The sequence below is a fragment of the Kouleothrix sp. genome, assembly GCF_046328425.1.
Taxonomy (GTDB): domain Bacteria; phylum Chloroflexota; class Chloroflexia; order Chloroflexales; family Roseiflexaceae; genus Kouleothrix.
In genome coordinates, this window is the sequence record NZ_JAXLWP010000027.1 from 44,353 (window position 1) to 65,376 (window position 21,024).

The following is a 21,024-nucleotide window of genomic DNA, read 5'->3' on the forward strand; positions in this document are numbered from 1 at the left end:
GCAAGGGCGCGACGTATCGCGCCCGTGAGGAGCAAGCATTGAGCCGAAAACAGCACCGCGCCGCCGGCGTGCAGCCGCCCGACCTAGCCGGCGTGCCGCTCGAGCACCAGGCCGCCGTCGAGCTGGCGCCGCGCGCCGGCTACGCCCGCCAGGCGTGGAGCAACCTGCGCTTCGACGCGCAGGAGGCCGAGGACGTATCGCTCGAGCAGCTCGACGTGCGCGGCAGCAGCTTCAGCCAGGCCAGCCTGCCGCTGGTTCAGCTGGCCGACTGCCGCTTCGACACCTGCGACTTCGCCGGCTGCCGGCTCGACAAAGCCTACCTGCGGCGCGTCGAGCTGCTCGGCTGCCGGCTGGTGGGTGTCCAGATCGGCGACGCCGACCTCGCCGACGTGCGCTTCGCGCACTGCAACGCCCGCATGGCGCGCTACTGGTCGGCGAGCCTGAAGCAGGTGCGGTTTGAGCACTGCGCGCTGCAGGAGGCCTCGTTCGACGGCTCGAACCTCGCCGGCGCGGTGTTCTGGAAGTGCGACCTGACCGGCGCGGATTTTCGCAACGCCAAGCTGAGAGGCGCCGACCTGCGCGGCTCGACGATCGCGGGGATCCGCGTCGAGAGCAAAGACCTCGCCGGCGCGATCATCGACCCGGCGCAGGCGCTTGAGCTGATCCAGCACTTTGGCCTGGTCGTGCGCGCCGAGGATAGCGCGGCCGAGGGCTAGAGCGGTTGAGCGTGGGAGCGGAGAGCGTGCGAGCGTGCGAGCGCATTGCCCGGTGTAGGGCGCGCATCGTGCGCGCCTCCACAGGGAAGAAGTGCGTGCCAGTGGCCACGTCAGGCGCGCATGCCTTGTGGCGTGCAGTGACGTGTCGGTTTGCCACGAGGCATGCGCCACAGGCGTAGCGAGAGCGACAGCATTCTTTACGGGGCCTGGGGCAGCGCCCCAGCGCGGGAGTGCAGAGGGCGGGCGGGCGCCCTCTGCCGCGGGGCACGGGGGCGCGTAGCCCCCGAAAGCCCTCACGGGGACGGTGCGCGGGGCACGGAGGCGCGCAGCCCCCGAAAGCCCTCACGGGGACGGTGCGCGGGGCACGGGGGCGCGCAGCCCCCGAAAGCCCTCACGGGGACGGTGGTGCAGAGCGAGTAAGCGAAAACAAAGGAACTAACCAATGGACAGCATACGGATCCTGATCGCCGACGACCACCCGCTGTTTCGCGACGGCCTGCGCGCGCTGCTGAACTCGCTCGCGGGCACCGAGGTGGCCGGCGAGGCCACCAGCGGCGACGAAGCGATCGCCAAGGCCGCCGCGCTGCAGCCCGATATTATTCTGATGGACATCAACATGCCCGGCGTGAACGGCATTGAGGCCACTCGCAAGATCCTGCAGACCAGCCCGCATATCGGCATTCTGGTGGTGACAATGTTTGAAGACGACGACTCGGTGTTCGCGGCCATGCGCGCCGGCGCGCGCGGCTACATGCTCAAGGGCGCCGACCAAACCGAGATGCTGCGCGCGATTCAGGCGGTGTCGAGCGGCGAGGCGATCTTTAGCCCGGCGATCGCCACCCGGCTCATGCACTTCTTCAGCCGCCCCGCGCCGGCCGCCATAACGCAGGCCTTCCCCGAGCTTACCGAGCGCGAGCGCGAGATCCTTACGCTGATCGCCCAGGGCCACAACAACGGCGACATCGCCGCCAAGCTGGTGATCAGCCCCAAGACCGTGCGCAACAATGTTTCAAATATCTTCAGCAAGCTGCAGGTGGCCGACCGCGCCCAGGCGATCGTGCGCGCGCGCGCGGCCGGGCTGGCCACCGTTTAGCCGGCATTCGAGAAAACTTAATCATAAATAATCCCCGCCGGGGTCGGCCGCGCGCGCGCGACCGGCCTGTTGTTTGCGGGCCGCCAAGCGGCGCAGATGCGCTGTAGCTCAGCAGAAAGCGCTATTCACACCGCCGGCCGCGCGCGCGCCGTGTGCACCAAAATTGAGATCTTGACAAACATTTAATCTTATGATACTATCGCGCCGTAATCAATCATTCACCGAAGCTTATATGATTTTTTATGATTGTTTCAGGCGCCCGCCTGAAGCAGTTGCCTCGTGCACGCGGGCCTTGTATTGGCAGCAGGTGTAAGCCCTATTGCCGCGAACGTGCAGCCGCCGCTGGATCGGCCGGCCGATCCGCCAGGAAAGGAGCGCTCAACGCCGAGCAAAAAGACAACGTAGTCGGCCCACGCCCGGCGCCCGCGCGCCGGCCCGCCCGGAACCCCTAGTGTGTTGGTAGCAGATTGCTAAAGAAAGGTAACTGCTCATGAGCTCGCGCGAACAGATTTCCCGGCGCAAATTCCTCAAGGCTGCCGCGCTCTCCAGCGGCGGCGCGGTGATCCTGGCAGCATGCGGCTCGTCGGCCGCGACCACAAACCCAACTGCGGCCCCGGCGCCCGAGGCGCCCACTGCGGCCCCGGCGGCGGCCACTGCGGCCCCAGCGCCTACCGCTGCGGCGGCGGCCCCCACCGCTGCGGCGGCGGCCGGCGGCTCGGCGGCGGGCAACCCGCTGAACGTGGCGGCGGGCGAAGTCGATGGCGTGTTCTTCGCCGGCGGCTTCGGCGACGACTACATCAAGTACGCCGGCCAGCTGGTCGAGAAGGCCCACCCCGACGTCAAAGTCAAGATCCAGAGCATCCAGAAGGTCACCGAGGCGCTGCAGCCGCGCTTCATCGCCGGCAACCCGCCCGACGTGATCGACAACTCGGGCGCCAACATGATCCCGATGGCTGACCTGATCGGCGAGGACCAGCTGCTTGACCTGGCGCCGCTGCTGGCTGCCCAGTCGTGGGACAGCGAGGGCAAAACATTTGGCGACACGCTGTTCCCCGGCTCGCAGACCAGTGCGATCTTCGGCGGCAAGCAGTACGGCATCAACATCGCCTATACCATCTCGGGCATCTGGTACTCGAAGCCGGCGTTCGAGAAGGCCGGCTACACCTACCCGAAGACCTGGGCCGACATGCTGGCGCTGTGCGAGCAGATCAAGAAAGAGGGCAAGCAGTCGCCCTGGACGTACCAGGGCAAGTACCCGTACTACATCTGGGGCATTGTGTGGAACATGCTGGTGTACTACGCCGGCGGCGACGACGTGTTCAAGAAGCTCGACAACCTCGAGCCGAACGCCTGGAGCGACCCGGCGATCAAGCGCGCCACCGAAGACCTGTACCAGCTGTGGGATAAGGGCTACATCCTGCCCGGCACCGCCGGCCTGACGCACACCGAGTCGCAGACCGAGTGGCTCAAGGGCAAGGCCGTGTTCATCCCGTGCGGCAACTGGCTCGAGAACGAGATGAAGACGGTGACCCCGGCCGACTTCAACATGACCGTGGCGAACATCCCCGGCTACGCCGACGGCAAGGGCGACCCGAACGCCGTGAACGCCAACGGCGGCGAGACGTACGTCGTGCCGGCCAAGGCCAAGAATACGGCCGGCGGCATGGAGTACCTGCGCGCGCTGCTCTCGAAAGACTCGGCCAAGTACTTCGCCGAGAACGTGCGCGCGATCATGCCGGTGGTCGGCGGCACCGAGGGCGCCAAGCTCTCGGAGGGCATGAAGGCCGGCGTGGCCCTGGCCACCGCCTCGAAGGGCGTGGCGATCAACATGAACTTCACGAACTGGTACAGCGCGCTCAACAAAGAGATCGAGCAGCGCACCGGCGAGCTGATGACCGGCGTGATCAAGCCCGACGAGTTCATTAGCATCATGCAGAAGAAGGCCGACGAAGTCGCGGCCGACCCGGACACCAAGAAGTTCAAGCGCTAGCCGTCACCCAGTCGGCAGTCAACGGCCAGCAGTACGCGATCTTCCCTCGGGCCCCTCGTGACTGCCGACTGCCGACTGCCGACTGCTCTATATCTAAGGTGGAGTCAGCTCTATGAACCGAGGTAAAAACGGCCTGATCGTGTCGTTTCTGGCGCTGCCGCTGGCGTTGTACACCCTGTTTGTGCTCCTCCCCTACTTCTCGGCCATGATCTTCGCCTTTACCCGCTGGAGCGGGCTCTCGGCCAACATCCGCTTTAATGGCGCAAACAACTTCATCAAGCTCTACGCCGACGAAAAGTTCTGGAACGCGCTCAGCCACAACGGCATCGCGCTGGTGGTGCTGCCGCCGGTGATCATCGCCCTTGGCCTGTTCTTCGCGTTTCTGTTCACGCAGGGCATCAGCCTGTCGCGCTTCTTCCGGATCGCGTTCTTCTTCCCGCAGGTGATGTCGGTGGTGGTGGTGGCGGTGCTGTGGAGCTTTATCTACCACCCGACGATCGGCCTGCTGAACGGCTTCCTCGGCGCGATCGGCCTCACGCAGTTCGCCAGCTTCCCGTGGCTGGGCGACCGCGGCACCGTGTTCGGCGCGGTGCTGGCCATGGTGGTGTGGCAGTCGGTCGGCTTCTACATGGTGCTGTTCGTGGCCGGCATGCAGGGCATCCCCAACGACTACTACGAGGCCGCCGAGATCGACGGCGCCAGCTCGTGGGTGAAGTTCTGGAACGTGACCGTGCCGCTGCTGTGGGACACCATCCGCACGGCGATCGTGTTTCTGGCGATCGGCGCGATGGACCTGTTCGCCCAGGTGACGGTGATGACCAATGGCACCGGCGGGCCGAGCCGCGCCGCCGACGTGGTGCCGACCTACCTGTACTCGACGGCGTTCAGCCAGGGGCAGTTCGGCTACGCCACCGCCATGGGCCTGGTGCTGCTGATCCTGGTGTTCATCCTTTCGGTGGTGAGCCTGCGCTTTACCGCGCGCGAAGCGTTCGAGTACTAGCGCGAAAGGAGCGCGTGTAGATGGCGACTGTATCGACCCAACCCACCGCGCACTCGGCTGTGGCGCACGGCCCGCGCCCGCTCGCGATCGTCGGCAAAGCACTGATCTACCTGATCCTCGGCGCATGGGCCATCCTGGTGATCTTCCCCATGGTCTGGGCGATCATGACCTCGTTCAAGACCGACCAGGAGATCTTCTTCAGCCCGTGGGCGCTGCCCGCCAAGCCGATTTTCGACAATTTCGTACGCGCGTGGACCACCGCGCGCATCGGCGAGTATTTCATCAACACCCTGATCATTGTGCTGCCGTCGCTGTTCCTGACGCTGCTGCTCTCGTCGATGGCGGCGTACGTGCTGGCGCGCTTTGAGTTCCGCGGGCGCAACCTGATCACCTACCTGTTCCTGATCGGCATGATCTTCCCGCTGTTCCTGGCGCTGGTGCCGCTGTACTTCGTGACGCAGAAGCTCGGCCTGCTCGACACCTACCCCGGCCTGATCCTGGTGTACGTGGCCTTCTCGCTGTCGTTCACGATCTTCTTCCTGATCAACTTCTTCAAAACCCTGCCGAAAGAGCTTGGCGAGGCCGCGCTGATCGACGGCGCCAGCCAGTACGACATCTTTTTCCGCGTGTACCTGCCGCTGGCGCGGCCCGGCCTGATCACCATGGGCATCTTTAACTTCCTGGGCCAGTGGAACCAGTACATCCTGCCCAACACCCTGATGATCACCAACGACGACAAAAGCACCCACTATGTGCTCTCGCAGGGGCTGTACTACCTGCAGGCCAAGCAGTTCTACGGCAGCGACTGGAGCGGCCTGTTCGCGGCGGTGACGATCGTGATGATCCCGACGCTGGTGGTGTACCTGATCTTCAACGACCGGATCGAGAAGGGCATGACCGCCGGCGCGGTGAAGGGCTAAGGAACCCGTATGGAGCCGGTTCGCCTGATTGTGCTTGGCGCGGGCAGCCGCGGCAGCCAGTACGCGCGCTATGCGCAGCTGCACCCCGAGGCCGCCAGGATCGTGGCGGTGGCCGAGCCGCGCGATTTCCAGCGCGAGCAGCTGGCGCAGCAGCACGGCCTGAGCGGCGACCAGGTGGTGCGCGACTGGCGCGCGCTGGCCGAGCGGCCGCGCTTCGCCGACGGCGCGATCATCGCGACGCAGGACGCCATGCACGCCGAGCCGGCGATCGCGCTGGCCGAGCGCGGCTACCACATCCTGCTCGAGAAGCCCATGGCGCCCAGCGCGGCCGAGTGCCGCCAGATCGTCGCGGCGGTGCAGCGCGCCGGCGTGATCTTCGCGGTGTGCCACGTGATGCGCTACACCCGCTACACTCAGGCGCTCAAGCGCCTGCTCGACGCCGGCCGCGTCGGCACGATCGTGAGCATGCAGCACCTCGAGCCGGTGGGCTTCTGGCACCAGGCGCACTCGTTTGTGCGCGGCAACTGGCGCAACGAGGCGCTGTCGTCGCCAATGCTGCTGGCCAAATCGTGCCACGACCTCGATTGGATCCGCTACATCATGGGCCGGCGCTGCACCCAGGTGAGCTCGTTCGGCAGTCTGCGCCACTTCCGCGCCAGCGAGCGCCCGGCTGGCGCGGCCGACCGCTGCCTGGAGTGCGCCGTCGAGCCGGCGTGCCCGTACTCGGCGCCGCGCTTCTACCTTGGGCGCGTGCGCGCCGGCCTCACCGGCTGGCCCGTCGACGTGATCACCACCGACCGCAGCGAGGCCGGCGTGCTGGCCGCGCTGCGCGAAGGGCCCTACGGCCGCTGCGTGTACGCCTGCGATAACGACGTTGTCGATCACCAGGTGGTGAACATGCAGTTCGAAGACGGCGCGACCGCCGCGTTCACCATGACGGCGTTCACGCGCGGGCGCGGCCGCGAGACACATATCTTTGGCACGCACGGCGAGATCTTCGGCGACGGCGAGCGCGTGGAGGTGCACGACTTCCTGAGCGGCGCCAGCGAGACGATCGAGGCCGGCACCGGCGCCGACGGCTCGATCCTCAGCGGCCACGGCGGCGGCGACGACGGGCTGATGCGCAGCTTTGTGGCAGCGCTGGCGCGCTCCGACCCCGGCCAGATCCTGTCCGGCCCCGACGAGACGCTCGAGTCGCACCTGATGGTGTTTGCCGCCGAGCAGGCCCGCCACGAGCGCCGGGTGGTTGACCTGGGCGACGACGCGACCGACCAGCCGCGGCATTGAGTTCGGCCAGTTCTAGCGCTTGTGGGGCACCAATGACCGTGGTACGCATCGAAACCCTGACGATCCCCGGCGCGCCGCTCGGCGGCGAGAACCCGCTGCCGTTCTTCCGCGACGCGCAGGCCGACCTGCCGGTGCGCGCGCTGCCGAGCGTGCCGGCGGCCAAGCGCGAGGGCTTTGGCGCGCAGGCGGGCTTCCGCGTGCTGCCCTACCGCATGCAGGACGACTACGGCCGCGCGCGCGCGCCGCTCGATCTCAAGGCGCTCGTGCTCGAGAACGATTTCCTGACGGCCACGTTTCTGCCCGAGCTGGGCGGGCGGCTGTACTCGCTGCTGCACCGGCCCAGCAGCCGCGAGCTGCTGGCACGCAACCCGGTGTTCCAGCCGGCCAACCTGGCCATCCGCAACGCCTGGTTCTCGGGCGGGGTCGAGTGGAACATCGGCCAGTTCGGCCACACCTTCGGCACCTGCGCGCCGCTGTTCGCGGCATCCATCCGCGGCGAGCGCGGCGAGCCGGGCCTGCGCCTGTACGAGTTCGAGCGCTGCCGCGGCCTGCTGTGGCAGCTCGACTGCTACCTGCCGCCCGAATCGCCGCTGCTGCTGGTGTACGCGCGCGTGGTGAACCCCGGCCAGGCCGCCACCTCGATGTACTGGTGGACAAATACCGCGGTGCCCGAGGCGCCCGGCGTGCGCGTGCTGGCGCCAACCGACGCGACGCTGTACCTCGGCGATTTTCGCGAGCTGAGCTTTGGCGCCGCCGACATGCCCGAGCTGCCCAGCCTGCCCGGCCGCGACGCCAGCTACGCGCTGAACTTCCCGTTCGCCAACGAGTTTTTCTTCCAGTGCGAGGCCGCCGACATGCCCTGGGAGGCCGCGCTCGACGCATCCGGCGCCGGCCTGTTCGAGGCATCGACGCCGCGCCTGGCCTACCGCAAGCTGTTCTGCTGGGGCACCCACGCCGGTGGCCGGCGCTGGCAGGAGTTCCTTTCCGAGCCGGGCCAGGCATACCTCGAGATCCAGGCTGGCCTGGCGCCAACCCAGCTGCACAGCCAGCCTATGCCGGCCGGCGCGGTGTGGGACTGGACGCAGGCGTTCGGGCTGCTCGAAGCCGACCCGGCGCGCGTCCACGCCGCCAGCTGGCCCGACGCGCGCCACGCCGCCGACCAGGCGATCAAGGCGCTGATCGACCCGGCGCGGCTGGCGGCGATCGAGGCTGGCTGCCGTGCCCGCGCCGACGCGCCCGCCGACGAGCTGCTGCACGCCGGGGCCGGCTGGGGCGCGCTCGAGGCCGCCCGCCGCCAGGCCGCCGGCGCGCCGGCCTTCCCGGCCGCGTACGATTTCCCCGCCGCAACGCTTGGCGCCGAGCAGGAGCGCTGGCTGGCACTGCTGCGCGACGGCCGCCTGCCCGAGCACTCGCCGAGCGCCCTGCCCGGCGAGTGGATGACCCAGCCCGAGTGGGAGGCGCTGCTCGAGGCCAGCCTGCGCCGCGCCGACGGCCGCCACTGGTACAGCCTGCTGCACATCGGCGTGATGCGCATGGAGCGCGGCGACGAGCTTGGCGCCGAGGCGGCCTGGCACGAGGCCAACGCCCGCACACCCTCGGCCTGGGCCTACCGCAACCTGGCGGCGCTGGAGCGGCGCCGCGGCAACGCCGAATTCGCGCGCGAGTACTACGCCACGGCCTGGGATCTCGCCGCCGGTGGCGGCGCGCCGCCCGCCGCGCTGGCCCAGGAGTACCTGCAGCTGCTGTGCGCCACGGGAGAGTTCGCGCGCGCCCACGCGGTGTACGAGCAGCTGCCCGCCAGCCAGCGCGCGCGCGACCGCATCCGCATCCTGCGTGGCCGTATCGCGCTGGCGCTCGGCGACCTCGACGAGGCCGAGCGCGCCCTCCAGCACGAGTACGCCGACATCCGCGAGGGCGAAACCGAGCTGACCGATATCTGGTTCGAGCTGCGGGCCAGGCGCCTGGCCGCCGAAACCGGCCGGCCGCTCGACGCCGCGCTGCGCGCCGAGGCCGAGAGCCGCTACCCGCCGCCGCCCGCGATCGACTTTCGTATGAACAACAGCCCCGAGAAAGCGTGAGAAGGAATGCGTATGGAGCGTGGCACCGAGCCGGCGATCTCGAGCATTGAGCGCCAGGCACACCTGCTTCAGTTCATCGAGCAGCGCCAGCGCGTCACAGTCGGCCAGATCTGCGACTCCTTCGCGATCAGCCCGGCTACGGCCCGCCGCGACCTCGACACGCTGGCCGAGCGCGGCAAGATCCAGCGCGTGCACGGCGGCGCCATCCCGCTGCGCCAGGCCCCGCCCGAGCTGCCTGTGGTCAACCGCCTGGCCGAGCAGTCCGATGAGAAGCAGCGGATCGGGCGCGCCACCGCCGACCTCGTCGCCGACGGCGACACGATCTTTCTCGGCAACGGCACCACCGTGCTGGAAGTGGCGCGCAACCTGCTCTCGCGCAAGAACCTGACCGTGATCACCAACTCGCTCATGGTGCTGAACCTCATGGCCGACTCGGCCGATACTACGCTGATCAGCCTGGGCGGCCAGCTGCGCCGCGCCGAGCTTTCGATGATCGGCCATATCACCGAGCAGGCCCTGGCCGAGCTACGCGCCGATAAGGTCATCATCGGCGTGCACGCGATCGACGCCAAGCACGGCCTGACCAACCAGTACCTGCCCGAGACGATGACCGACCGGGCGATCCTGAAGATCGGCCGCAAGGTGGTGGTGGTGGCCGACCACACGAAGTTCGGCAGGATCGCTACCGCGTTTCTCGCGCCTGTCAGCACCGCCGACCTGATCGTCACCGGCCGCGCGCTAGACTCCGAGATCGAGGCCGCGCTCGCCAGCCAGGGCGCGCGCGTGCTGAAGGCCTAATTCCATGGATACCACTCCACAGTTCGACCTGCTGGTGGTCGGCGAGATTAACCCCGACCTGGTGCTGCGCGGCAATGTGACCCCGGCGTTCGGCCAGGTCGAGCAGGCCGTCGACGATGCCAGCCTGACGATCGGCAGCTCGTCGGCGATCTTCGCGTGCGGCGCGGCACGGCTGGGGCTGCGCGTGGCCTTCGCCGGCGTGATCGGCGACGATATGTTTGGCCATTTTATGCGCGATCAGCTGGCCGCGCGCGGCGTCGACACGACGGCCGTGGTGATCGACCCGGGCCTGCGCACCGGGCTCAGCGTGATCCTGTCGCGCGGCGCCGACCGGGCGATCCTGACCTACGCCGGCTCGATCGTGGCGCTGCGCTACGACCAGATCGACCTGGGCATGCTCGGCCGGGCGCGGCACCTGCACCTCGGCGCCTTCTTCATGCTCGACGCGCTGCGCCCCGATGTGCCACGCCTGTTCGCCGAGGCCAAAACCCGCGGCCTGACGGTGTCGCTCGATACGAACTACGACCCGGCCGAGCGCTGGGACGGCGGCCTGGGCGCGGCGCTAGCGCACGTCGACCTGTTTCTGCCAAACGAGACCGAGCTGCGCGCGATTGGTGGCAGCGACGACGACGACGAGGCGCTCGGCCGGCTGGCCGAGCGGCTGCCGGTGGTGGCCGCCAAGCTCGGCGCTCGCGGCGGTGTGGCGCGCCAGGGCAGCGCTACCACCCGCGCGCCCGCCTTGCCAATGCGCGTCGTCGACACAACCGGCGCCGGCGACTCGTTCGACGCCGGGTTTGTGTATGGCTTTCTCAACGGCTGGAGCCTCGAGCAGTCGCTGCGGCTGGCCTGCGCCTGCGGCTCGCTCTCGACACGCGCGGCCGGCGGCACAACCGCGCAGCCCACGCTGGCCGAAGCGCGCGAGGCGCTATGATCCTGTGCATCACCCCCAACCCGGCCGTCGATCGCACGCTGCTGGTGCCGGGCCTGCGCCTGGGCGAGCCGCAGCGCGCCGCCAACTCGATCGTGGCGGCGGGGGGCAAGGGCCTGAATGTGGCGCGGGTGGCGCGCGCGCTCGGCGGCGCGGTGGTGTGCGCCGGCTTTCTGGGCGGCCACAGCGGTCGGCTGGTGGCCGACCTGGCCGCGCGCGATGGCCTGATCGGCGACTGGACGTGGATCGCCGGCGAAACCCGCACCTGCACGATCATCGTTGGCGGGCGCGCCCACGACGCAACGGTGATCAACGAGCCAGGCCCGGCGGTAGCCTCGGACGACTGGGCGCATCTGGCCGACCAGGCCGTCCACAAGGCGCTCTCTGCCGCAGCCGTGTGCGTCAGCGGCAGCATGCCCCCCGGCTCGGCGCCGGCCGACTACGCGCTGATGCTGCGCCAGCTGCGCGACACTGGCTGCCCAGTGTGGGCCGATACCAGCGGCCCGGCGCTGGCCGCCGCCCGCGCGGTCGGCGGGGTGAGCCTGAAGGTCAATGCCGCCGAGGCCGCCGAGCTGCTGGGCCGAAGCATCGCGACACCGGCCGAGGCGCACATCGCCGCGCGCGAGCTGCACAGCCAGGCGGGCGCAGCGGTGGTGCTGACGCTTGGCGGCGCGGGCGCGGTTCTGGCCGGCGCCGAGGGCAGCTGGCACGCCCGGCCGCCCGAGGTAGCGATCGTCAGCACTGTCGGCAGCGGCGACGCATTTCTGGCCGGCCTGGTGGTGGCGCTGACGCGCGCGCTGCCGCCGCCCGAGGCGCTGCGCTACGCCGTGGCCGCAGGCGCCGCCAATGCCATGTCGGTCGGCGGCGGCCGGATCGACCTGGACTGCTTCCGCGAGCTGCTGGCGGGCAGCCTCTGCGAGCCACTACGATGAAACAACATAGCGCCGCAATCACCCCGAGCGAGCAGGCGCTGGCCGACGCGGTTGGCCAGAAGCTGATGCTGAGCTTCGAGGGCGCCACGCCTGCGCCCGAGCTGCTGGCCACGCTCGAAAGCCACGAGGTCGCCGGCGTGACGCTGTTCCGCGCCAAAAACGTGGTGGACGCCGCCCAGGTGCGCGAGCTGACCGCCGCGCTGCAGCGCGCCGCCGCGTCGGCTGGCCGCACGCCGCTGCTGATCGGCGCCGACCAGGAGGGCGGCCAGCTAATGGCGATCGACGGCGGCATGACGCGCTTCCCCGGCAACCTGGCGCTCGGCGCCACCGGCTCGGCCGAGCTGGCCTACCGCAATGGCCTGGCGCTCGGCCGCGAGCTGGCCGCCGTGGGCGTGAACGTGAACTACGCGCCAAGCTGCGATGTGAACAGCAACCCGCGCAACCCGGTGATCGGCATCCGCTCGTTCGGCGAAGACCCAGCAGCGGTTGGCGCGCTCGCGGCGGCTATGGTGCGCGGCATGCAAGCGGCCGGCGTGGCCGCCACAGCCAAGCACTTCCCCGGCCACGGCGACACCGCCGGCGATACCCACGACGGCGCGGTGGTGCTGCCGCACGACGCCGCGCGGCTGCGCGCGGTGGAGCTGCCGCCATTCGCCGCAGCGATCGGCGCGGGCGCGCGGCTGGTGATGAGCGCGCACCTGGCCACACCCGCGCTGAACCAGGGGCTCGCCATCCCCGCCACGCTCTCGCCGGCGCTGCTGAGTGGCATCCTGCGCACCGAGCTGGGCTTCGCCGGCCTGGTCATCAGCGACGCGATGGACATGCACGCGATCGCCCAGGACGAGCGCCTGGCGATCGATGCAATCGCTGCGTCGAGCGCGGGCGTCGATCTGCTGCTGCTCGGCGCCGACCCGGCGCGCCAGCGGCTGGTGGCCGAAGGGCTGCGCCACGCCGCGCGGCGCGGGCTGCTGCAGCCGGCCGCGCTGCTGGCCTCGGCCGCGCGCGTGCTCGAGCTGAAGCGCTGGCTGGCCGCGCAGCCTCAGCCCGATTTCACGCTGGTAGGCTGCGCCGAGCACCGCGCGCTGGCGTTCGAGATCGCCGCGCGCGCCGCCACGCTGGTGCGCGACGACGCCGGGCTGCTGCCGCTGCGCCTGGCGCCCGAGCAGCGCGTGGCGGTGATCGTGCCCCGGCCGATCGACCTGACCCCGGCCGATACGTCGTCGTACATTCGGCCCGCGCTGGCCGCCGCGCTGCGACGCCACCACCCGGCGGTCGGCGAGATCGAGCTGCCGTTTGAGCCAAGCGCCAGCGATATCGCAGGCGCGCGCGCCTGGGCCGCCAGCTACGATCTGGTGATCGTCGCGACGATCAGCGCCGCGCCGGGCGGCGCGCAGGCCGCGCTGGTGCGCGCGCTGCTGGCCGGCCCAGCGCCGGTGGTGGCGCTGGCGCTGCGCACGCCCTACGACCTGGCGGCCTACCCCGAGGCGCCAACCTACGCCTGCAGCTACGGCATCCTGCCGCCGTCGATCGAGGCGCTGGCGCTGGCGCTGCTCGGGCACATCCCATTCGGCGGGCGGCTGCCGGTCAGCATCCCTGGCCTGTACCCGCTGGGCCATTCAGCCGAGCCGCGCGCTCCGCAGGCACCAGCACCCGCGCGGTAGCCGGCGCGGCCGCTGCTTCCGCTAGGCGAACAAAACGCCCACGGCGCCGTTGGCGCCGTTTTGAAAGAACACGAGGCACCCTGCCATGACCACATTTCTCGAACAGGAGATCCGCAGCCAGCCCGAAGTGATCGCGCGGCTGCTCGAGCGCGAGGGCCAGAACGTACGCCAGATCGCCGCGCAGCTGCCGCCATTCGACCACGTGCTGATCGCCGCGCGCGGCACTTCCGACCACGCCGCGATCTACGCCAAGTACGCCTGGGCGTCGCTGGCGGGCTACCCGGTGGGCCTGGCCACCCCGGCGCTGTATACGCTCTACCATACGCCGCCGCACCTGGCGAACACGCTTGTCGTTGGCATCTCGCAGTCGGGCCAGTCGCCCGACATCGTGGCGGTGCTGGAGGAAGGCAAGCGCCAGGGCCGGCCGACGCTGGCGATCACTAACGATGGCGCCTCGCCGCTGGCCGCCACCGCCGACCACGTGATCGAGCTGCACGCCGGTGTCGAGCGCAGCGTGGCCGCGACAAAAACCTACACCGCCCAGCTCACCGCGATGGCTATGCTGGCGGCGGCGCTGGGCGGCCAGCCCGAGCGCAATGCCGAGCTCGCCGGGCTGCCAGCCGCGCTCGACGCGACGCTGGCCGCCACCACTAGCGTGCCAGCGCTGGCGGCGCGCTTCCAGCCCAACGAGCAGTATGTGCTGATCGGCCGCGGCTTCAACTTCGCCACCGCGCTCGAGCTCTCGCTGAAGCTGAAGGAGCTGACCTACGTGATGACCGTGGCCTACTCGTCGGCCGACTTCCGCCACGGCCCGATCGCCACCGTGAGCGAGGGCACTCCCGTGCTGGTGGTGATGCCGCGCGGCGCCGCCTTCGCCGACCTGAGCGAGCTGGCCCACGATCTGCACGAGCGCGGCGCCGACCTGGTGGCGATCTCCGACGCCGACGCGATCGATGGCGCTGGTACGCTGCTGCCGGTGGCCGCCAACCTGCCCGAGTGGCTCAGCCCGATCGCCGCGATCGTGCCAGGGCAGATGCTGGCGCTCCACCTCGCGCTGGCGCGCGGCGGCGACCCCGACCGGCCACGCGGGCTGCGCAAGATCACGCTGACGCGCTGACGCGGCGGCTGCACGCGATATAGACACGTGCTGCCTGCGGGGCGCGGTACCGAATGAGTTCGGTGTGCGTCCGCGCTTTGCGCGGAAGAGCGCACCTTGAACGAAAAGCACCACTCTGCCGAAGGCAAAACGCCGGTTGCGTACGTGGTGTAATTGGCACGAGTTACGCGGTATCCTCCCGCGTGGAGGCTTGGAGGGCTTGCGCCCTCCAAAATCACTCTTGTTGGCTGGTCGCGGCACGGCGGTAGCCGCGACCAGCCAAAGCGGTACTTTTTCATGTTTGGTGCTCAGATGTTGGCGCTTTGCGCCAAAATCTGAGAAGTTGTTTGAAAAGGGTGGTTTGGAGGGACGAAGTCCCTCCAAGTATTCACTTGTCGGCGGGTGGCGGCCACGAATGTGGCCGCCACCCGCCAGAAAGTGCGAGGGGCATAGCCCCTCGCGCACCCCCTTTTCAAACAGGCTCTGAGCACAAAAGAAAGCGAAGTACCATGCTGCCGCAGGCAGAACAAGCCCATATCGCAGGCGACCGCGTAAGTCTTGTAATTGAGAAAGCCCATGCAAATCGAAACCCTCGCCCAGCTGGGCGACACCTACGACCATGTGTACATCTCGCCGCATCTCGACGACACCCCGCTCTCGTGCGGCGGCGCCATCGCCGGCCAGCTCGCGGCTGGCCAGAAGGTGCTGTCGATCACGCTCTGCACCGCCGCGCCTAACCCGGCCGGGCCGTTCAGCGCCCTCGCCGACGAGTTCCACGGCCAGTGGGGCCTGACAGCCGACCAGGCGGTGGGCGCGCGCCTGGCCGAGGAGCGCGAGGCTATGGCTCGCCTAGGCCTCGACTACTGGTGGGCCGGCCGGCTCGACGCGATCTACCGCTTCCCGCAGGCCTACAACACCCGCGAGTCGCTGTTTGCCGCGCCCGACCCGAGCGACCCGCAGTTTGCCGACCTGACCGAGCTGTTCGGCGAGCTGCGCGCGCGCATGCCGCGGGCGCGCTTCTACGCGCCGCTCGGCATCGGGCTCCATGTCGATCACCTGATCGTCTTCGCGACAATCCGCGCGGTATTTGGCGAGCAGGTAGCGCACTACGAAGACCTGCCGTATGTCGCATGGCCGGGCCGCTTCGAAGAGCGCATGGCCCAGCTGGCTGGCTACACGCTCGAGCCGGCGGCTGCAGCAATCGACGCGGCGCTAGCGCGCAAGGTGCACGCCATCCACGCCTACGCCAGCCAGCTGCTCGAGCTATTCGGCGGCCCCGAGGCGATGGAGCGCCAGATCGCCGAGTACGCGGCTAGCGTGGCTCCGCCCGGCGCACGCTATGGCGAGCGGCTGTGGATGATCAGCGACCCGGCGTAAACCGCAGGGCGTGAGAGGCGGCCTGATATCACATCAGGCAGATCGCTTGCTTCATGTGGGGCTCGGGGCGGCTTCGCCACCCCCGAAATTTCTTAGAAGCTGTTTGAAAAGGGTGGTTTGGAGGGACGAAGTCCCTCCAAGCTTTCACTTTCTTGGCGGGTGGCGGCCACGAATGTGGCCGCCACCCGCCAGAAGGAAATGCGAGGGGCATGCCCCTCGCGCACCTCCTTTTCAAACAGGCTCTTAGCGCAGCGTTACCGGCAGGTACACGACGTGCTTGCCGACGGTCAGCGATTTCGTCTCGGTGTTATTATCCAGCGGCGAGTCGGCAGGGTTGCTGCTGATCGCAATCTGGTTCGTGAGCGTACTGCCCGTTACGGCCGTCGGCAGCACCTTGACCACCAGGGTGATCGTGCCACTTTCTTGCAGGCCAAGCGACGGAAGCTGCCAGACGAGGTTGCCGCTCGTCGCGTGGTTGAAGCTGGCATCAGGCGCGCTGGCGCTCACGAGCACCATGGAGCTTGGCAGCTGGTCGGCGATCGCGACATCGCTGGCATCGTCGGCGCCATTGTTCGCGTAGGTGATGGTGTAGCTGAGCTGGCTGCCGGGCGCCGGCTGCGAACCTTCTGGCCAGGTCGAGCTGACCGTCAGATCCGCCGGCCCTTCGGTGATCATCGAGAAGAGCGAGACGTTGTTCGCCAGCGTGCTCGGATCTTCCACCGGGTTGCTGGTGATCCCGGCGCTGCTGGCCAGCACTGTGTTGGGGCTCAGGGCACCGCTCACCTGCAGCGATAGGATAATGCTACCATTCGCACCCGGCGCCAGGCTGGGGATGCTCCAGCTCAGCGTGCCGCCCTGGCCGCAGCTGCCGGTGAAGCTAATCGAGCCCGCCGAGACGCTTGAGCTCTGGCTCGCACAGGTCAGGCCGAGCGGCAGGGTGTCGGTAATTTGCACATTCAGCGCCGGCTGCGGCCCAGTTCCGGCGTTGCTGAACGATAAGACTACCTGAACGGTGCTGCCACCCTTCACAACTTCCGGCCCTGAGCTCGCGATGCGCAGATCCACCCCAGGTACACCCAGGCACGGCTGGCCGGGCGTCTGCTCGGAAACCGCGGTGTGGGTCACAAAATCGACCACGCCGTCGTTCGTGTCGAGGCTGGAGGGGCAGCGCTCGTAGCTGGCGTTTGGCGTCACGCTCGTGCCGGCCAGCACCACCGGCCGGTTGTCCGGGTCGAGGCCGCTGGCGCGCACCGGCGTGGTGTACTGCACCAGGTCGACCAGCGTGTCGCGTGGGTCGAGCAGAGCGATGCTCTCTTTGAACGGCTGGCCATTGTTCGTGTTCTGCAGCGAGACACTGCCGCTGGCCCAGGCGCTATACGGCACCAGCGTGGTCATATCGACGATCTGGCCGGCCGGAACGCTCGGGTAGCGCGACTGAAATACCGCCTTGTTGTTCGCCACAACCAGCGCCTGGCCAGCCGCAAGCGTCTGGTTCGGCAGCTGCAGCATCCCCTGCGATCCGCCTCGATACGCCTGGTCGCCTAGCTTGTAGCCCTGCAGGCTCACATCAAAGGTGTTGGGGTTAAATAGCTCGATCCACTCGCCCTCGGGGTCGCGGCTGGTGGGCGGATCGGGCAGAAATTCCGAGATCAGCAGCGGCGCGAATACGTCGCCGTTCGCATCAAAGTGCAGGTCGACATACGCGTTGGCAGTGTTGTCGCTCAGCTCATCTGCGGTGCTAAGCGGGCTGACGACGTCGATGGCCTTGGAGGCGATTCCGTCGGCGGGGGTGCGCTTGTCGCTGTAGAAGGTCAGCACGGTGAAACGCAGGCTAGTGGCGGCCGCAGGCGTAGTGCCGATCTGCGCCCAGGGCACGCTCACCTCGAGAAAGCTGCCCTGCAGCGTCGCGGCGCTGAGCATCTGGGCCGCGCAGGCCGAGCACACGCCGCTGCTGCCGTTGGTATACAGCACCGGCTTGGCCGTCGAGGCCGAGCTCGTAAACTGCGTCTCCACCACGTACTCCCACTTCGCCGCAGGGTCGACATTGGTGGCCATGCCGTCAGGCAGCGCGGCGAGCCCAGCGGTGTGCGCCGCATCGCTGTCGATCGCCACCATTAGCTCGGGCGACGGGTTGTTGGTGATGCCGCTGATACGATCCATTTTGGCGAGGAAGTACAGGTTATTGGCATCAGCGGTGATGCTGAAACGCGCCAGGTCGGCCTCGCGGGTGATATAGCCGGTGGCGCCGATCGGGCTGGCGAGGCGCTGGTCGCCGCGCGCATCGGTCCAGACGAATTCGCCGTGGCCGGCTGAGTCGCGCGCGATCGCGCCGATGTTCGGCGCCGCCGGGCCGCGCCCAAACCAATCGATACGGCTCCCGTCGGCGACGCTCACGGGGTGTGCGCTGGCTGTTGCACTCAGCAACAATGCCAACAGCACGAACAGGCTGAGAAACAAGACAAACCGCTTACCCATGATTGAAACTCCTCTGTCCATATAACAAACGTTTCCACAACCCCAGTGTCCGAGCGCAGGCAAACGCATACCCGCCAACGAGCCAGTGGCCCGCCGGGCAGCTGGGGAATGAGCCGAGGCGCAAGGTGGATTGCCGAATGCTTCGGGCTGCGAAGTGCCATTGCCGGCGGCCCGTGATCCGGCCATCGATTACCCACCTCTACGATAGAAACCTCAGGAACTCACGAGGAGATACTACCTACGCCCGATCTTTAGAACATCCGAAGGTGCGGCAGGCTTCTTTAGAATTTCATTAGGCGCGGCGGCGGCACTCACGATTAGAGCAGCACAATCCGCTACGTACAATCTTGGGCCAGCGCCGCGCGGGCTTGACGGCTATGATATCGTGAGCGCATGGGCTGCTGCGCCTACCGATTATGACAACACAAAGCTGCTCACATGCTGATGACAAGCGATGCGCCACGGACCGTTCAGCGCCTCCTGATACGCTACGCGTACGTTTGGAGCGTCGCAATTGTCGTGGTGGTAACAGCGGCGCTCTGGGTAATACAGCACGTGCTGCGGTTCTCGCTGCTTTCGATCTCGCCAATCTACCTGGTGGCCGTGCTGCTATGCGCGGCCACGCTGGGGCGCTGGCCGGCGATGCTGTGCGCCGGCCTGAGCTTTGTAGCCTTTAAGTTCTTTTTCGTCGACCCGATCTACAGCTTCACGGTCGACGATGCCGAAGACGTCTCACGCCTGCTCGTGTTTCTCACAACCGCGTTTCTGGCCGGCGGCATTGCGCTGCGCGTGCGCGCCCAGGCCACCGAAGCGCAGCAGCGCGCCGACGAGGCTGCCGCGCTCTACGCGCTCAGCCAGGCAATCAGCGCCGAGCTGGATTTCAACACCATCGCGCCGCTCTTCGTCGCCACCGCGCAGCGCCTGCTCGTGAGCCCTGGGTGCCGGATGCTGCTCGTATCGGACGACGGCGAGCTGAAAGTCTGCGCCGAAAGCGGCGCGTGGCCAGCCAATGCACCGATCGCGAGCGCGCCACTGCGTAGCGGCAATCAGACCTTCGGCAGCATACAGATCGTCAGCCGCCCGGCACAAGACACACCTGTGGCCAGCCAGCAGCGCCTGCTCGACACGCTGGCCAACCAGGCGGCGCTGGCGCTCGAGCGCAGCCGCTTAAGCCAGGCGGCCGCGCGTGCCGAGGCGCTCGCAGCCTCCGATCGGCTGAAATCCACGCTGCTATCGGCGATCTCTCACGACTTTCGTACGCCGCTAGCGTCGATCATTGGCGCGGCCGAGGAGCTTCTTTCGGAAGATGTGCGCTGGTCGCCTACGGCCATCCGTGATTTTGCCCAGGTGATCGACTCGCAGGCGCACCAGCTGCACCACCTCGTGGCCAATCTGCTCGACCTGACGCGGATCGAGGCAGGCGTGATGCACTCGCAGCGCGGCTGGTACAATATGGCCGAGATCATCTACAGCGTGCTCGACCGGCTGGCGAGCGAGCTTGCCGGCCGCCCGATCGAGCTGGTCGTCGCCGACGACTTGCCGCTGCTGCCAGTGGACTACGTGCAGATCGAACAGGTGCTGTGGAATATTCTGCAGAACGCGCGCGCCTACTCACCGCCAGGCACGCCGATCACAATCACTGCGGGGCTGGAAGCGCGCGAGCTGCGCATTCAGATCGGCGACCGTGGGCCGGGCGTCGCGCCCGAAGAGCGCGCGCGGGTGTTCGAGAAATTCTACCGCGCATCGCAGCCGGCCGGCACGCGCATTCCCGGGACCGGCATCGGGCTGGCTATCTGCAAAGGGCTGATTGACGCGCACGGCGGGCGAATTACGCTGCTTGGGCGCGAGGGTGGCGGCGCGCTCGTCGAAATCTACCTGCCGATCGAGGCCAGCCAACGCGCGGTGCCAGTTGGAGTGTAGCTATGGGAGCGGAGCACATCCTGGTGATCGATGACGAGCTGTCGATCCGGCGGCTGCTGCGCTCGAGCCTGGGCGAGCGCGGCTACCGCGTGACGGCGGTCGCGACCGGCGAGGAGGGCCTGGAGGTCGCCGGAAGCGACCCGCCAGCGGCGGTGATCCTCGACCTCGGGCTGCCCAACCAGGATGGCTTCGCGATCTGCGGCAAGCTGCGCGCCGAGAGCGAGGTACCGATCTTGATTCTGTCGGCGCGCTACGACGAGATGGAGAAAGTGCGCGCGCTCGACTTGGGCGCGGACGACTATATCACCAAGCCATTCGGTACCCACGAGCTGCTGGCGCGCATCCGCGTGGCGCTGCGCCGGGCCAACCGGCCGGCCGCGCGGCCATCGCTGATTGTAGCCGACGACCTGCGGATCGACCTGGAACGCCGGCAGGTGGCCAACGCCAACGGCGATGTGCGCCTGACCCCCACCGAGTATTCGCTGCTCACAACACTTGCGGCACACCCGGGCCGGGTGCTCACGCACCAGTGGCTGCTTGCCCAAGTGTGGGGGCCGGGATACGAGCAGGATGTTCAGAACCTGCACGTGTTCATCAGCCAGCTGCGCCGCAAGATCGAGGCGCAGCCCGCCAAGCCACGCTACATCCTCACCGAGCCAGGGATTGGCTACCGCTTCTGCGCGCTCGACGACCCAGCCTCATAGCAGCGCGCCGCTAGCTGTATGCCCTTGCTCCCAGCCCTTTCGCGCTCGA

General features: G+C 68.2%; 16 protein-coding genes. 15 read left to right on the plus strand and 1 reads right to left on the minus strand.

Annotation, left to right across the window (positions count from 1 at the left end):
- Positions 1-38: 38 nt before the first annotated feature.
- The 13 genes from U0177_RS22415 (at position 39) to U0177_RS22475 (ending at position 15,876) form a co-directional block, all read left to right on the plus strand.
- Positions 39-716, plus strand: a complete 678-nt coding sequence (locus tag U0177_RS22415; protein ID WP_409572900.1) for a pentapeptide repeat-containing protein — start codon at positions 39-41, stop codon at positions 714-716.
- A gap of 442 nt (positions 717-1,158) precedes the next feature.
- On the plus strand, positions 1,159-1,809 hold the full coding sequence (locus U0177_RS22420; RefSeq protein WP_409572901.1) for a response regulator: 651 nt from the start codon (positions 1,159-1,161) through the stop codon (positions 1,807-1,809).
- Between the two features lie 490 nt (positions 1,810-2,299).
- A complete protein-coding gene (ngcE, locus tag U0177_RS22425) occupies positions 2,300-3,799 on the plus strand; it encodes an N-acetylglucosamine/diacetylchitobiose ABC transporter substrate-binding protein (protein WP_409572902.1) in 1,500 nt (499 codons plus the stop codon).
- 112 nt (positions 3,800-3,911) lie between these two features.
- Complete coding sequence (locus tag U0177_RS22430; RefSeq protein WP_409572903.1) at positions 3,912-4,799, plus strand: carbohydrate ABC transporter permease; 888 nt, start codon at positions 3,912-3,914, stop codon at positions 4,797-4,799.
- Positions 4,800-4,819: 20 nt separating this feature from the next.
- Positions 4,820-5,719: a carbohydrate ABC transporter permease gene (locus U0177_RS22435; RefSeq protein WP_409572904.1), complete on the plus strand. Its 900-nt coding sequence runs from the start codon at positions 4,820-4,822 to the stop codon at positions 5,717-5,719.
- 9 nt (positions 5,720-5,728) lie between these two features.
- Complete coding sequence (locus U0177_RS22440; RefSeq protein ID WP_409572905.1) at positions 5,729-7,006, plus strand: Gfo/Idh/MocA family protein; 1,278 nt, start codon at positions 5,729-5,731, stop codon at positions 7,004-7,006.
- A gap of 32 nt (positions 7,007-7,038) precedes the next feature.
- Positions 7,039-9,084, plus strand: coding sequence for a DUF5107 domain-containing protein (locus U0177_RS22445; protein WP_409572906.1), 2,046 nt, complete (start codon positions 7,039-7,041; stop codon positions 9,082-9,084).
- A 12-nt stretch (positions 9,085-9,096) separates the two neighbouring features.
- Positions 9,097-9,882: a DeoR/GlpR family DNA-binding transcription regulator gene (locus U0177_RS22450; protein WP_409572907.1), complete on the plus strand. Its 786-nt coding sequence runs from the start codon at positions 9,097-9,099 to the stop codon at positions 9,880-9,882.
- Positions 9,883-9,886: 4 nt separating this feature from the next.
- Positions 9,887-10,813, plus strand: a complete 927-nt coding sequence (locus U0177_RS22455) for a carbohydrate kinase family protein (RefSeq protein WP_409572908.1) — start codon at positions 9,887-9,889, stop codon at positions 10,811-10,813.
- On the plus strand, positions 10,810-11,742 hold the full coding sequence (locus U0177_RS22460; protein WP_409572909.1) for a 1-phosphofructokinase family hexose kinase: 933 nt from the start codon (positions 10,810-10,812) through the stop codon (positions 11,740-11,742). Before U0177_RS22455 ends, U0177_RS22460 begins: the two co-directional genes overlap by 4 nt.
- A complete protein-coding gene (locus U0177_RS22465; protein ID WP_409572910.1) occupies positions 11,739-13,403 on the plus strand; it encodes a glycoside hydrolase family 3 protein in 1,665 nt (554 codons plus the stop codon). The genes U0177_RS22460 and U0177_RS22465 overlap by 4 nt, the downstream gene beginning before the upstream one ends.
- A gap of 85 nt (positions 13,404-13,488) precedes the next feature.
- Positions 13,489-14,520, plus strand: a complete 1,032-nt coding sequence (locus tag U0177_RS22470) for an SIS domain-containing protein (protein ID WP_409572911.1) — start codon at positions 13,489-13,491, stop codon at positions 14,518-14,520.
- 555 nt (positions 14,521-15,075) lie between these two features.
- Complete coding sequence (locus tag U0177_RS22475) at positions 15,076-15,876, plus strand: PIG-L deacetylase family protein (RefSeq protein ID WP_409572912.1); 801 nt, start codon at positions 15,076-15,078, stop codon at positions 15,874-15,876.
- A gap of 243 nt (positions 15,877-16,119) precedes the next feature.
- On the opposite strand, the gene U0177_RS22480 is transcribed toward U0177_RS22475, so the two are convergent.
- Positions 16,120-18,351: a lamin tail domain-containing protein gene (locus U0177_RS22480; RefSeq protein ID WP_409572913.1), complete on the minus strand. Its 2,232-nt coding sequence runs from the start codon at positions 18,349-18,351 to the stop codon at positions 16,120-16,122.
- 444 nt (positions 18,352-18,795) lie between these two features.
- Between U0177_RS22480 and U0177_RS22485 the strand changes: the two genes are divergently transcribed.
- Together U0177_RS22485 and U0177_RS22490 are read left to right on the plus strand one after the other, a co-directional pair.
- Positions 18,796-20,271, plus strand: a complete 1,476-nt coding sequence (locus U0177_RS22485; RefSeq protein WP_409572939.1) for a DUF4118 domain-containing protein — start codon at positions 18,796-18,798, stop codon at positions 20,269-20,271.
- Between the two features lie 2 nt (positions 20,272-20,273).
- Positions 20,274-20,975 carry a response regulator gene (locus tag U0177_RS22490; protein ID WP_409572914.1) on the plus strand — a complete coding sequence of 234 codons (702 nt, stop codon included), beginning with the start codon at positions 20,274-20,276 and terminating at the stop codon, positions 20,973-20,975.
- Positions 20,976-21,024: the final 49 nt, after the last annotated feature.